The sequence below is a fragment of the Bacillus sp. I-2 genome (assembly GCF_001974945.1).
Lineage (GTDB): Bacteria > Bacillota > Bacilli > Bacillales > Bacillaceae > Bacillus > Bacillus safensis.
In genome coordinates this window covers 25,520-39,002 of the sequence record NZ_LZRW01000008.1, presented here as the reverse complement: position 1 = coordinate 39,002, position 13,483 = coordinate 25,520, and the positions used below count along the sequence as shown (strand labels likewise).

The 13,483-nt window shown below is 40.3% G+C and carries 13 protein-coding genes; 4 read left to right on the top strand and 9 right to left on the bottom strand.

What is annotated here, in order from left to right; all coding sequences use genetic code 11:
* Positions 1–3: 3 nt before the first annotated feature.
* Positions 4–87, top strand: a complete 84-nt coding sequence (locus BAE31_RS19440) for an IS3 family transposase (protein WP_434702602.1) — start codon at positions 4–6, stop codon at positions 85–87.
* A 59-nt stretch (positions 88–146) separates the two neighbouring features.
* On the opposite strand, the gene BAE31_RS03325 is transcribed toward BAE31_RS19440, so the two are convergent.
* Positions 147–1,001: a polysaccharide deacetylase family protein gene (locus tag BAE31_RS03325; protein ID WP_041109926.1), complete on the bottom strand. Its 855-nt coding sequence runs from the start codon at positions 999–1,001 to the stop codon at positions 147–149.
* A gap of 296 nt (positions 1,002–1,297) precedes the next feature.
* Here BAE31_RS03325 and dat point away from each other — a divergent pair, with 296 nt between their 5' ends.
* Entirely contained in the window at positions 1,298–2,155 is an 858-nt protein-coding gene (gene dat, locus BAE31_RS03320) for a D-amino-acid transaminase (RefSeq protein ID WP_076839458.1), read from the top strand.
* Positions 2,156–2,201: 46 nt separating this feature from the next.
* Here the strand turns inward: dat and BAE31_RS03315 are convergent, their stop codons facing one another.
* A complete protein-coding gene (locus tag BAE31_RS03315; RefSeq protein WP_025093324.1) occupies positions 2,202–2,708 on the bottom strand; it encodes a universal stress protein in 507 nt (168 codons plus the stop codon).
* Positions 2,709–3,264: 556 nt separating this feature from the next.
* On the opposite strand from BAE31_RS03315, the gene bmrC reads away from it, so the two are divergent.
* Complete coding sequence (bmrC, locus tag BAE31_RS03310; protein WP_076839457.1) at positions 3,265–5,022, top strand: multidrug ABC transporter ATP-binding protein BmrC; 1,758 nt, start codon at positions 3,265–3,267, stop codon at positions 5,020–5,022.
* The gene (locus BAE31_RS03305) at positions 5,019–7,034 is read left to right on the top strand and encodes an ABC transporter ATP-binding protein (RefSeq protein ID WP_076839455.1); all 2,016 of its coding nucleotides are present in this window, start codon (positions 5,019–5,021) and stop codon (positions 7,032–7,034) included. The genes bmrC and BAE31_RS03305 overlap by 4 nt, the downstream gene beginning before the upstream one ends.
* A gap of 118 nt (positions 7,035–7,152) precedes the next feature.
* Here the strand turns inward: BAE31_RS03305 and BAE31_RS03300 are convergent, their stop codons facing one another.
* The 7 genes from BAE31_RS03300 to BAE31_RS03270 form a co-directional block, all read right to left on the bottom strand.
* Positions 7,153–7,770 (bottom strand): NAD(P)-dependent oxidoreductase, encoded by a 618-nt coding sequence (locus tag BAE31_RS03300; protein WP_041109935.1) that lies wholly within the window; start codon positions 7,768–7,770, stop codon positions 7,153–7,155.
* Between the two features lie 285 nt (positions 7,771–8,055).
* Positions 8,056–8,259 carry an alpha/beta-type small acid-soluble spore protein gene (locus BAE31_RS03295; protein ID WP_024425744.1) on the bottom strand — a complete coding sequence of 68 codons (204 nt, stop codon included), beginning with the start codon at positions 8,257–8,259 and terminating at the stop codon, positions 8,056–8,058.
* Positions 8,260–8,495: 236 nt separating this feature from the next.
* Complete coding sequence (locus BAE31_RS03290; RefSeq protein WP_041109937.1) at positions 8,496–9,602, bottom strand: ABC transporter ATP-binding protein; 1,107 nt, start codon at positions 9,600–9,602, stop codon at positions 8,496–8,498.
* Positions 9,603–9,745: 143 nt separating this feature from the next.
* Positions 9,746–10,621, bottom strand: coding sequence for a helix-turn-helix domain-containing protein (locus tag BAE31_RS03285; RefSeq protein ID WP_076839453.1), 876 nt, complete (start codon positions 10,619–10,621; stop codon positions 9,746–9,748).
* Between the two features lie 20 nt (positions 10,622–10,641).
* Positions 10,642–10,851, bottom strand: a complete 210-nt coding sequence (locus BAE31_RS03280) for a YheE family protein (protein ID WP_003211787.1) — start codon at positions 10,849–10,851, stop codon at positions 10,642–10,644.
* A gap of 152 nt (positions 10,852–11,003) precedes the next feature.
* On the bottom strand, positions 11,004–12,362 hold the full coding sequence (locus tag BAE31_RS03275; protein WP_076839452.1) for a YheC/YheD family endospore coat-associated protein: 1,359 nt from the start codon (positions 12,360–12,362) through the stop codon (positions 11,004–11,006).
* The gene (locus tag BAE31_RS03270; RefSeq protein ID WP_076839450.1) at positions 12,319–13,431 is read right to left on the bottom strand and encodes a YheC/YheD family protein; all 1,113 of its coding nucleotides are present in this window, start codon (positions 13,429–13,431) and stop codon (positions 12,319–12,321) included. The genes BAE31_RS03275 and BAE31_RS03270 overlap by 44 nt, the downstream gene beginning before the upstream one ends.
* Positions 13,432–13,483 lie beyond the last annotated feature (52 nt).

Genomic DNA, 13,483 nt, shown 5'->3' with positions numbered 1-13,483 from the left:
TATATTGATTATTATAACAATATCCGAATTCAATTGAAATTAAACAGCCAGTCACCAAAAGAGTTTCGGCAACTGGCTGTTTTATAAAGGTGTTTTGATCCCTGTCTCAAAAACGGGGGTCAGTCCCTAAAGGTGCGGGTTTTACTTTATTGCTGCAGCGGCTTCATTGTTTCATCAAGGACTTCAAATGTATAGCCCTTTGCCTTTAGCTGCGTAATTAAGCTGCTTAAGTATTTTGCCGTCGCCGGCTGATCATGCATTAAGATGATTTTTGGTTCTTTTGGATATTTTGTCTCCAGCACTTGCAGCTGATTTAATACCTCTGGTACATATTTTGAGCTTTTATATTTCCAGTCAAGACTGTCAATGGTCCAGTCCCAGTAGACAAAGCCTTTTTGTTTTAAACGTGCCTTTTGCTGATCGGTTAAATTTGGGGTGCTGCCATAAGGTGTTCTTACAAGATGGGTATACTCACCTGTGACAGAAGCCAAAATGCGCTGATCTTCCTTCATCTCGTTTACAGGAGAATCTTTTTTTTGATAAAAGCGTTTCACATCATGGGTGATGCCATGAAGCCCTAATTGATGACCTTCTTGATGGAGTCTTTTCACAGCTGCCGGGTGTTCTTTAATCTGCGGTCCGAGCATAAAGAATGTGGCTTTCACTTGATGCGCTTTTAGCACATCTAACAGCTGATTTGAAGTCGCTGATGGACCATCATCAAAGGTTAAAAAGATCGTTTGATCCGTTACATGTTTATTTGAATTGATCTTAAAATGTGCATCTAATGTTTTCCTAGAGGCATCTTTTGCTTTCATACTAGTGCTTGTGTCTCTAAATTGACTGCTCGCAGACAATTTCGCCGGCTGATCTGCTGCCTGCATATTGGTTTTGGACATATCCCAAATAAAAAAGAGGATCAGTGTCAGGATGACAAAACCAATCGCCTTTGAGAGCAGCATTGTGTTTGAAGGTGTCTGTTTTTTTTTAACCCGTTGCATTACAATCGCTCCAATAAATCAAAAATTTGTGTCGAATCATGTAGTGGATTCTGTCTTTTTTCGCTGTTTTTTGTCGTGTTTATATGGAGTAAGTATACAGGAAAAAAGAGCCTATGAATATAGAAGATGCTAAAAAATTGGAATCTTTTTGGTTATCAATCTATATTTGTTACAATGAAAGGTTATCCATTTCATATGATGTGAAATAATTCTGAATAATCATTGAAACGAACCCATTTATCCGCTAAGATAGCATCAGATTCAACCATTAATGCAAAGCGAAGGGGAGATTCCATATGAAAATATTGTACAATGGAGATTTCATTGAAAAAAAGGATGCACATGTTGATATTGAGGACAGAGGCTATCAATTTGGTGACGGAGTCTATGAGGTCATCCGTGTATACAATGGTACTTTGTTTACGTTAAAGGAACATACAGAGCGTCTGTTCAAGAGTGCAAAGGAAATTGGCATTCATCTGCAAGGTACAGTATCTGAAATGGAAGAAAAGTTACAACAGCTCGTCGCTCACAATCAATTAACAGATGGCGGTGTGTATATTCAAGTCACGCGGGGGGTCGCCCCTCGTAAACATCAATATAGTGATTCTCTTACTCCTCAAATCACGGCATATACGTTTCAGGTGAAAAAGCCTGTTCAAGAGCAGAAAGCTGGGGCAAAGGCCATTTTATCTGAGGATCTTCGCTGGTTAAGGTGTGATATCAAAAGCTTAAACCTTTTATATAACATCATGGAAAAGCAGAAAGCATCTGAAGTTGGTGCGTTTGAAGCAATCCTTGTGAGAGACGGTTTTGTGACCGAGGGAACCTCCTCGAATGTATATGCCGTGATTGATGGCGTGATTCGTACTCACCCTGCAAACAATCTCATTTTAAACGGCATTACTCGTAGAAAGCTGCTGGAAGTATGTGAGGAAGAAGGGTGTACTGTTGAAGAAACTCGTATAAGCAAAGAAGAACTGCTGCGCGCTCAGGAAATCTTCATCAGCTCGACGACAGCTGAAGTCATTCCGATTGTTGAAATAGATGGCGAGCCAGTAGGGGAAGGCGTTCCAGGCAAGCTGACAAAGCGCGTACAGGAAGGCTTCCAGCAAAAAATTAACCATGAAAGTGAAGCATCGATCTCTTCATAAATAAAAAAAGGCTGTAAACCAATGTTTACAGCCTTTTGTGATGCATTTATTTCACAATAAGCACAGGTATATCTGATTTTGCTGATAACTTTTCACTCACACTGCCAAACAGCATTTTTTTCAATCTGCTTTGGTCACGTGCTCCCATGACGATGAGGTCTGCTGATATTTCCTCCGCATATTCGATAATCGCTTCCGCTGGTTCTCCTTCTACAATTTCAATGGCAGCCTCAAACTGCTCCTCATTTAAAAGCATTCTTGCTTCCGCAACGACCTCTTCTGTATGGTCTTCAAAAATCAAAGGACTTTGCTGTTCATCATGAGGTACATATACAGGGGGTGTTTGAAGATCTGCCGTACCGCCGCCGATATAAGCTCCGCCAGTCATTGGGCGCGGCACATCAAACACCTGTCTGTCTGTTTTGCCATCATGTGCATAGGTAACGGTCAGCTTGGCATGTAAGGTTTTAGCTAAAGCGATTGCCTTTTTTAATGCTTTCTTACTGTCTTCATGTCCATCAAACGCAACGACCATCCGATCAGCTTGAAACAATGTCCTCATTCCTTTCAAAAGGAGTCTTTACACTCATGGTATACCCGTTAATAGAAAAAGATACACATAAGGAAGATTGATTTTTGTTAGAAAATTTCATTTATTGAAAAATATTTATTGACAAAATGGTGACAGCCGCTATAAGATAAAAAAAGATTCAAGAGCCAAAAGGAGGAAATGTCATGTGCAACATTGGAAGAATGAAACCAAACTGCATGAATGGGTTGATTCACGTGACAATTACACCTTCATTGGTCATTGAAAAGGAACTCGTCTGTTCCAATTGATCGGATGAATCAAGGCGTATGTTGCGTATTTGTCAACATGCGCCTTTTTACATGACGAAAAGAGGCGTACCAGCCAGCTGGTGGCCTCTTTTTTTGTTGAATTCATTTCGCATTTCGAAATAAAGGGATGAAAAACAACAAGTAAATGAAGAGGAGTGAAAGCATGTGAACATGCCAAAATCAAGACAAATGACAAAAGCTCAAAAAACGAAACAAGGTGACTTGCAGGAAAATTTAGAAAGCGGCTAGCTAGAAAAGGAGAGACAAACATGTTTTCAGTATTTGCGAAATTAGGCTGGTTCTTTAAACAAGAGTGGAGGCGTTATACGATTGCTATTACGCTCCTGCTCATTGTGAATGTGCTTGAAATGCTGCCGCCAAGATACCTTGGCCAGGCAGTTGATGGCATTCGTTCTGGTCAATTTACAACATCCAGTATTGTGTTTTATGTGACCATTTTTTGCTTACTAGGTGTCGTCGTCTATACACTTACATATTTTTGGATGTATCAGTTATTTGGCGGCGCAAATGTCATGGAGCGTGTGATGCGTGGGAAACTGATGCGCCACTTGCTTAAGATGACGCCTACCTTTTATGAAAAGAAAAAAACGGGCAACTTAATGGCATTAGGTACAAACGACTTGAATGCTGTGGCCTTAACAACAGGCTTTGGCGTTCTGACCTTGGTTGATTCCACTGCTTATATGCTGATGATCTTCTTTACGATGGGGCTGACGATTAGCTGGAAATTAACCTTAATGGCGATTATTCCTATGCCGCTGATGGCGCTCTTGATTGCGTTTTATGGAAGCAAAATCCATGAGCGCTTTACAGTCGCTCAAGATGCATTTGGTGATATGAACGATCGCGTTCTTGAATCAGTGGCAGGTGTCCGGGTCATTCGGTCTTTTGTGCAGGAGAAACAAGATGTCGAACGCTTTCGAGAAATGACAGATGATGTATTTCAAAAAAACATGCGAGTGGCGATCATTGATTCTTTGTTTGAACCGACAGTGAAATTACTTGTGGGGATCAGCTACTTAATCGGAATCGGCTACGGAGCCTATCTCGTGTTCCAAAGTGATTTAACCATTGGGGAGCTTGTTGCATTTAACGTCTATCTTGGCATGATGATCTGGCCAATGTTTGCGATCGGCGAATTGATTAATATTATGCAAAGAGGAAATGCGTCGTTAGACCGGTTAAATCATACACTCAGCTACAAGCCGGACGTAACAGATGCTGCTCAGCCGAAAACGTTACAAGAGCCTGGAGATATTGAGTTTGATCATGTGACATTCAGGTATCCAACTTCATCTAAAGATAATCTCATTGATGTGTCCTTTACCGTTCGAAAAGGACAGACGATTGGGATTACAGGCAAAACGGGAAGCGGCAAAACGACCATTGTCAAACAGCTTCTGCGCCAGTACCCGGCAGGTGATGGGCAAATCTTGCTATCAGGTGTTCCAATCCAAGACATTGAGTTAGATCAGTTATTTCAATGGATCGGATACGTCCCTCAGGATCATATTCTTTTCTCAAAAAGTGTGGAACAGAATATGCGCTTTGGTCATCGGGACGCGAAACAAGATGAGTTAGCACAAGCAATCAAGGATGCTTACTTTGAAAAGGATCTACGCCTTCTGCCAGAGGGTCTGGAAACCATGGTTGGGGAAAAAGGTGTGGCGCTGTCAGGCGGACAAAAACAGCGAATATCCATTGCACGTGCTTTATTAATTGATCCAGACATTTTAATTCTGGATGACTCATTATCTGCTGTAGATGCAAAAACAGAAACCGCTATTTTAGAAAATCTAAGACAAAACCGTCATGGCAAAACGACGTTTATTACAACTCATCGCCTATCAGCTGTTGAACATGCGGATCTCATTCTTGTCATGGAAGAAGGACGCATTGTCCAAAAGGGCACCCACAACGAGCTTATCCAGCAGGATGGGTGGTATAAAGAACAATTTTTACGTCAGCAGCTAACAAATCAGCTGGAAGGAGGGGATGAGGCATGACAACAGGAAGAAGACTCCTTGCCTACGCACTCCTATATAAGAAAGTATTGTCTGTTGCCTTAATCTTTCTCATGATTGCAGTTGGTGCTGAGCTGACTGGGCCATTTATTGGGAAGAAAATGATTGATGATCACATTTTAGGTGTAGAAAAACCGTATGTCGAGGTCCATGAAAAGACAGACAAAACCGTTTATTACCAGGGAAATAACTATATACGAAGCGATCGATTAAATAATGGAATGGATTCTGGAAAGCAAATCAATGTAGTGCAAGTCGGGTTCGGTTACTATTTTGTGAATGAGCCGATTCGTTTTGATGGAAACAGAAAAATATCGGGAGATCAGCTCACCATTGATAATGGGAACGAGCGTGAAACCTATGAGGTAAAGCGTTTATCAAAAGAGGAGATTTTCGCTTTTTATCAGCCAGAAATCAGTGGTTTGGTGCAGCTTGTTCTATTTTATCTAGGACTGCTCATCGTTGCGATTTTCTTTCAGTATGGGCAGCATTATTTGCTCCAGAGGATTGCAAATCGAATTATTCAAAAAATGAGGGTAGACGTATTTGAGCACATCCAAACGCTGCCGATCCGATATTTTGATAATTTACCGGCTGGAAAAGTTGTCGCGAGGATTACAAATGACACGGAAACCATTCGTGATTTATATGTAACGGTCCTTGCAAATTTCGTGACAAGTGCTATTTACATGATTGGGATTTACATTGCCATGTTTTTATTAAATGTGAAGCTGGCACTCATCTGTTTGGTCGCTGTACCGATTATTTTCCTTTGGTCGATGACTTATAGAAAGTTTGCATCAGTGTACAATCACCGCATTCGTTCAATCATCAGTGAAATCAATGCCAAACTAAATGAAGCCATTCAAGGGATGACAATCATTCAAGCGTTTCGTCATGAAAAAGCGACGCAAGAGGAATTTGATGAGCTGAACAACAATCACTTTCGATATCAGCGAAAGATGTTGCATTTAAATTCACTTCTTTCACATAACTTGGTTAACCTGCTGCGAAATTTAGCATATGTGGCACTCATTTGGTATTTTGGTGGTGCGTCGCTAAGTGCGACAGGCATTGTGTCCATTGGTGTGCTCTATGCATTTGTCGATTATTTAAATCGATTGTTCCAGCCGATTACAGGCATTGTGAATCAGTTCTCTAGGTTGGAGTTAGCAAGGGTTTCATCGGAAAGGGTTTTCCGATTATTAGATGAACCAGGAACAGAAGTTGAAGAACCTGTTCAGAAGAAGCTGGAGGGACACGTTCAGTTCAAAGATGTCACCTTTGCTTATAATGAAGGGAAAAATGTCTTAAAGAACATTACGTTTGAAGCGAAGAAAGGTCAAACGGTTGCACTAGTGGGGCATACTGGTTCTGGGAAAAGCTCGATCATGAACTTGCTGCTGCGTTTTTATGACATTCAGAAAGGAGACATTCTCATAGATGGTGAAAGCATTTATGATCAGTCGCGCCAAACGCTGCGTAAACAAATGGGCATCGTGCTACAAGACCCGTATTTATTTTCTGGAACGATTGCCTCCAATGTCAGCTTAGGGAATGAAGACATCAAAAGAGAAACCATTGAATCCTCATTAAAGCAAGTAGGTGCCGCAGAGTTATTGAAGCACCTGCCAGAAGGCTTTGATGAACCAGTCGTTGAAAAGGGAAGCACCCTTTCCTCGGGGGAACGTCAGTTGATTTCATTTGCGCGCGCATTGGCGTATGATCCAGCGATTTTAATTTTAGATGAAGCTACAGCCAACATTGATACAGAAACAGAAGCGATCATTCAGCGGGCACTTGATGTAGTCAAAGAAGGACGGACGACTTTTGTGATTGCTCACCGATTATCCACCATTAAGAAAGCCGATATGATCTTGGTGTTAGAAAAAGGTGAAATCGTCGAGCGTGGCAGTCATGAACAACTCATGCAGCAAGAAGGGCTGTATGCACAAATGTATGAACTGCAAAAAGGTGCTGTTGCCAACAGCTGATGAATAGTAGAAAAAAAGAGCCTCTTCCAATTGAATGAGGCTCTTTTCCTTTGCATGAAAAAGTCGAGGATTCTGTTCTCGACTTTTACTGATTATATTGTTTGGACAGGCTGCATCATCAATAAGCGATGCCGACGCGTTGATGTACAAACTCCTTCGAATTTAACTGCTGATATAAAAAGTGTGCGGTATCTTCAACTGAAATTTTCTTTCCATCTATAGGGAGAAAATCTTTCTCATAGCGATATGACCGTGTCACTTCTCCATTTGGTAAATAGGTTGGACAAATAATGGTCCAATCTAGATCAGTCGATTGAAGGATTTCAAACGCTTTCGCATGCTCTTTAGCTGCTCGGGAAGTGGTCCGTCTTGATTCATTTGTTTCAAAACGGTAGAGCTCCGGCTGCTTTCTTGCTTTTAAAATACCTGCTGTACCAATTGTAATAATTCTAGATGTATTTGTTTGCTTCATGGCTTGTACGATATGCTCCATTGAAACAGATAATGTATCATCACCATCTGTTGATAGACAGCTCACAACAATATCTGCTCCTTTGATTGTCTCAAGCACATCTTCCCGATTTCTTGAATTGCCGGTGACTTGAAACATACCCGCAAGCATTTCTTCTCGGTTTGTCCGAATCAATGAACGAACCATGTAACGATCATCTACTTGAACGAAACGAAGAAATGCTTGTCCTACACGTCCATGAGCACCGAAAAGAGCTATTTTCATCTGTTCGATCCCTCCACTACATACTATAAGTGAAAAGAACCCAAAATGGTACAACTTTTATGTGATGCTTTTTTTATAAAGGTGAAAGGACCGAATACTATGAGCATATTCATATAATAGAGAGATCCCTACAAATTGTAAAAGTTCAAAGTTCATACCAGAAATAATGTCCATGAAGATCCGCTCCTTTCTACTACATGATATGAGCTGAAAGGAGTTTGGTGAGGGATAAAAACAAAAAAAGAAGACACCATAAGAGGTGCCTTCTATGATCCAAATATGAAATTAAGCTTTTGTTCCGCCAAGGTTTTGTTGAGCGAAAGACACAAGACGTTTTGTAATTTCTCCACCAACTGAACCGTTAGCACGAGATGTTGTTTCTGCTCCAAGGTTTACACCAAATTCAGAAGCGATTTCGTATTTCATTTGATCGATCGCTTGCTCTGCTCCAGGAACTAGTAATTGGTTTGAACTATTAGAATTTGCCATGATGTGATTCTCCTTTTTGTATATGATTTGTTTTTTTGGTTGGGTTTGCTGGAATCGCACCAGCGAAATGATCAAGTCATTTGCCACTTGGCGAAACCCAATGCAGTAACTGCTTTGTACTAAGTATTATGGTTATTTCCGAAAAAAACATACGAGAAAAGAACATGGTAAATGTTGTGTTAACATACAAAAAACCATCACCCAATGATGAGTGATGGCGCTGCTTATATATCTTTTTATTCTGCTGAGCGAATGCGCAGCTCCGTATCCGCATCAAAGAAATGGGCTTTGTTCATATTAATCGCAAGAGGGATAGACTGTCCGGCCTGTACATCGGTACGAGAATCAACACGTGCAATAAATGATTGACCATCGATAGAAGAATAAAGCATCGTTTCTGCCCCCATTAATTCAGCTACTTCTACGTCAGCATGAATTTTTGTGCCTTCAGACGCCTCTATAAATACTGGTTCATCGTGAAAATCTTCTGGTCTGATGCCTAAAATGACATCCTTTCCAATATAGCCTTGGCTGCGTAATACTTTCATTTTTCCTTCTGGTACACGAATATGAGTTTTTCCAACCGCAATGGCACCGTCAGAGAGCTTTCCTGTGAAAAAGTTCATCGCAGGTGAGCCGATAAATCCACCTACAAACACATTCTCTGGGTTTTCATATACATCTTTCGGCGCTCCTACCTGCTGAATAAAACCATCTTTCATGACAACAAGGCGTGTTGCCATTGTCATGGCTTCAGTCTGATCATGTGTCACATAGATAAATGTCGTTTGCAGACGCTGATGAAGCTTAGAAATTTCAGCACGCATCTGAACACGGAGTTTTGCATCTAAATTAGAAAGCGGCTCATCCAAAAGAAAAACCTTTGCATCACGTACAATCGCTCTGCCAAGTGCAACACGCTGCCTTTGACCTCCAGACAGTGCTTTTGGTTTTCTGTCTAAATATTGCTCAAGCCCTAATATTTTAGCGGCATTTCGAACCCGCTCATCAATTTCTGCTTTCGGAAACTTCCGCAGCTTTAATCCAAAAGCCATATTATCGTACACATTCATATGAGGATATAATGCATAGTTTTGGAAAACCATTGCGATATCCCGGTCTTTCGGCGCTACATCATTCATCCGTTTTCCATCTAACAGAAAGTCTCCTTGTGAAATTTCTTCTAGACCTGCAATCATGCGAAGGGTTGTTGATTTTCCGCAGCCTGATGGACCAACAAACACAATAAATTCTTTATCTTCTATATGTAGATTAAAGTTGTCTACTGCTGTTACCTTGTTATCATATACTTTATAAATTTGATTCAGCATCATTTCAGCCATTAGATGTCAGCCTCCCCAGTCCCTCTTTTTTGAAAGCGCTTTACTAGTAAATAAAGTGTATAAAATGAGGAAGAGTCTGTAAATGGACAACGTGCACAACATCCTATTTTCATTTTTGGGCAGGATGCTCATGTCTTCATTCTTTATGAAAGATCGAGTAGAGTCATCATCAAATAAGCAGCGGATGCTTCTGGAAAATGTCGTATATCTAGCCCAGTGCGCTCAATAAATTTATCAATTCGATATTGAAGACTGTTTCTGTGAACATATAACGCTTTTGCTGCCTTGGATGCGTTTAAATTACATTGCATATAGGTCATGAGAGTTCGGTAAACATCCCGATCAAAGACCGCTTCTTTAAAAGCATCTGAAATAGCGTGAGAGAGTGCAGAAACATCATAACAAATGAACGAAGGCAGGCATTGATAAAATGTGGCAGCCCCTGATCTAAGCTTTTCTCGCTGTATATGACATAAAAAGAGCTGTTGTTCATTTAATAGCCTCATCTGTAAATGGTCATTTGGCAAATGCAGCTGTCCTTGTATAAAGACTGAGTCTGTTAAAAAATCACTTGTAATAGCCAGAGACAAATCATTTAACTGATCTAATTGACTGTTTTCTGATGTGGCATTTGGTTGAATCAGCATAGCTGTTTCAGGGCCTGTCCATATGAAATGAGTATGTTCGAGGCTGTTATTCACAGCCTCTTTTATTTGCTGTCTTTGTTCTTCTTGATGGATCATTTGAAAATAATAAACACGGACGGGATGTTGGACAGTTAGTGGTTTGTTTTCAAAAAGATAGCTGAACCATTTTTGTTCATCCTCGGTCTGCGCTTTTTGAAATAGCTCAATTGGTGTAAGAAAAGAGTTGAGAAGAAGTGTTTCTCTTTCTGAAAGCTCCGATTTGTTTACTCCAAATATTTCGCCTTCTTCTGTTTGATACCAAAGAATATGTTTGTCATGAGTAGGTGTGCTGATGATATGGTCTCCGTAAACAAGTTTTAATTTTTCTAACATGGCGGGGCTCCTTAAACAGTTTAATCATAGACATGGAACAGCATTAATTCGTGGATTTCTTCTTTTAAAGTTGGCTCAACTTCATGGGGCGGAAGCTGAGATCCCCATTCAATGTCACCTGTTTTGTGGTAGATGCCTTCATAGTGCGCACCATTGTGGAAAAAGGATATTTTCCAGCCTGGCAATTGTGCTTTCTTAAAAAGGGGTTTCCATTGAAAATGAGAAATCATATCATCATTGCCTCCTTGCTTTTATTGATGAAACAATAAACAAACACGACAACACGGAAACAACCTTGAACTTGATTTTATTGTATCTCATCTCATGAAAAGAGCATAGAAAAAGCATAAATTTAAGAGCACTGCCATGTGACAAAAAAGCGTCAGTAGACGTTCGTGTGATCTGAAGTGGTGAGTGCCGTTTTTGAAAGGTAAGATGCGTAATCCATGATTCTTTTCCCAATCAGCCATTCTGATTTTTTCAAAGAGACATGCTGGAAAATCTCTCGGCCAGGGCGAGAATTGGCTTCGAACATCCAAATTGCACCTGTTTGATCAATGCCTAAGTCAAAACCGATTTCACCAATATGCCCGGTCATTTTTTGATCTATCACTTGGCTAAGCATGATGGCAGTATGAGAAAGCTGCTGTAAAATCTGCAAACGTTTCTTTTCTTCTGGAAAGACAGCATAAAGTGTTTTCACCGTTCCCCCGTGTAACTGGTGAGTCGTGATGGTATGATCTCCAGAAACCTTTGCTGCTGCTGCTGTGACTGTCCAATCACCTTCTTTATTTTTATTCGTATGAACTCTGAAATCCATCGGTTGATTGCCTATTTGAAGAAGCTCAATGCCTTGTTGTGCAATAAAATCATGAATTGCATGATCCTTTCGCAGCCTTTGAACAAACTGATCTATTGAATCATATGGAATGGGCATTCCAAAATTTGAGAATACAGTGATTCCGTCGTTTTCCTTCTTTAACTGATAAATCCCGTCTCCATGACTTCCGTTTGTCGGTTTTAAGTATATAACTTGATGCAGGTAGAGAAGTGTTTCAATTTTACTTAGAGCGTCCACGGGATCTAATTGTACAGAATGTGGGAGAAAGGACCATGTTTTTTCATCTGTTAATAGCTGTTCATGAATCTCCCATTTATTAAAAAAGTAAGGATTGAACCAAGGGATATCATAGTCTTGGGTGAGTTTTCGCTTCGTTTCTTGAATGAGTGCCGACTGAGCAGCTTTTCTATTTGGAAGCCGGTCATAAATGACTGACGGAAGGGGAAGCTGTTTTTTAACCCATGAATCTTGGTGGTAGAACAGTCCTTCTACAATTCCTTTTTCCCAATCAATAGAATGTGACCCAAAAAGATAGGCAAAACCAGGATGCTGCCTGAAAGAGTGCAGCAGTTTGATAAAAAATTCTGATCTCGTTCCTAATGGCTGTGTACTTTGCTCAAAACCTGCAGTGAAAATGCCCATCAACGGCCCTATAAAAAGTGTATGGTCAATGATGATCACATCAGCTTTTGATTGGTAAGGAATCAGTAAACTTCTGTATAGATCTTCAGACAATAAAATTTTATTTGGATGCTGATGATAGGAAATGTTGAAGCCATCTACTAAACGAGACCCTAGAGCAAGAGAATAGATGGCATCTTTCTGTTTATAATGGACGGGAAGATGAATTGTTTTTTCACTTGTGAGGTGTGGGGCGATGATGCAGCGCTTTCTGTTCATTAGAAACCTCCTTCGGTTGAGACTTTATCGATTGAGCATGTTCAAGAATGATACGAATCAATTCGTGTTCCTTGTCAGGATAAACTTTTAAAAAAGCGGATCGCCCTGGCTTTGATCTGATATTTGATATGAAAAGTCTGCCTTCACTTGAATGAAGTAAGTCTACTGCGAATTCAAAGCAAGGAGAGTAAGTTTTATCTATATAAGCTGGGATTGATGCCTGAATGGATGCAATATCATCTAAAAGGAGTTCCTTGATGTGTGGCTGCAATGTATTTAGATAGTGTTCAAAGCCTATCACAGGAGCTGATTTTTGTGTATGACTTAAAAGACTATTTTCTGCAGGTGATTTTGTGTGAATTCCCATGCGTTTCCATTGATTTTGTGAATCTTTCATAAGAAAAATCTTGATTTCATTGAATAAAATTTCTTTTTGATCATTCGTGTTGAAAAATTGAAGGAAATACCGGCCTGCATATTTTTTGCACCAGCGCTCCAGCTCTGACGTACGAGAAAATGTAATGGTTTGATTGGAACTTAGCTGAACAGTAAATGTTGATTTGCCATCAAAGGAAATGAAGTAAGTAGATGCTGCATGCTGATGGGAGAGAGGCTGCATTCTACAATAACCGCCAGCCCCGCACTCTCTTACCATATTGATCAGGTCTGAGGGCTCTTTTAATAAAAAGCAGACAGGTAAATATGGCTGTGAAGCAGAGAGGAGACGGAGCTGCTCAAATAGCACCATTTTATTTGAGATGCCGGTATTCAAAAAATCTGTTTTTGGATATTTTTTTAGCCATTCCATGATGGGTTTTGCTTTTTTAGATTGTGCGTCATGCCGGTAAAGACATCGGTCATAAATCAAGTCGGGAATCGGAAATTGTGCGTCGGCAAACCCTTGGCCATTCGTATATGTTTGGCCTTTTATCAAATTTGAAGCCGGCTTTAAATCAAATGGTGTAAAACGAACAACCTCTAAACGATAAGAAGAGGCAGCTTTGGCGAGCTGCCGTGTGAATGCCTCTTCATACTGCGGAGAAAGGCTCGCAATACCTAATGTTGTCATTAAAAAACACCTTCTTTTCAACTTCTTTTTTTACCATCAAAAAAACATTTTT

Bases quoted from the DNA above. Each gene is read 5' to 3' on its own strand.
- bmrC (WP_076839457.1), top strand. From the start codon at position 3,265: ATGTTTTCAGTATTTGCGAAATTAGGCTGGTTCTTTAAACAAGAGTGG.
- BAE31_RS03305 (WP_076839455.1), top strand. From the start codon at position 5,019: ATGACAACAGGAAGAAGACTCCTTGCCTACGCACTCCTATATAAGAAA.
- BAE31_RS03270 (WP_076839450.1), bottom strand. From the start codon at position 13,431: ATGACAACATTAGGTATTGCGAGCCTTTCTCCGCAGTATGAAGAGGCA.
- BAE31_RS03290 (WP_041109937.1), bottom strand. From the start codon at position 9,602: ATGGCTGAAATGATGCTGAATCAAATTTATAAAGTATATGATAACAAG.
- BAE31_RS03285 (WP_076839453.1), bottom strand. From the start codon at position 10,621: ATGTTAGAAAAATTAAAACTTGTTTACGGAGACCATATCATCAGCACA.
- BAE31_RS03295 (WP_024425744.1), bottom strand. From the start codon at position 8,259: ATGGCAAATTCTAATAGTTCAAACCAATTACTAGTTCCTGGAGCAGAG.
- BAE31_RS03275 (WP_076839452.1), bottom strand. From the start codon at position 12,362: ATGAACAGAAAGCGCTGCATCATCGCCCCACACCTCACAAGTGAAAAA.
- BAE31_RS03325 (WP_041109926.1), bottom strand. From the start codon at position 1,001: ATGCAACGGGTTAAAAAAAAACAGACACCTTCAAACACAATGCTGCTC.
- BAE31_RS03280 (WP_003211787.1), bottom strand. From the start codon at position 10,851: ATGATTTCTCATTTTCAATGGAAACCCCTTTTTAAGAAAGCACAATTG.
- BAE31_RS03300 (WP_041109935.1), bottom strand. From the start codon at position 7,770: ATGAAAATAGCTCTTTTCGGTGCTCATGGACGTGTAGGACAAGCATTT.
- dat (WP_076839458.1), top strand. From the start codon at position 1,298: ATGAAAATATTGTACAATGGAGATTTCATTGAAAAAAAGGATGCACAT.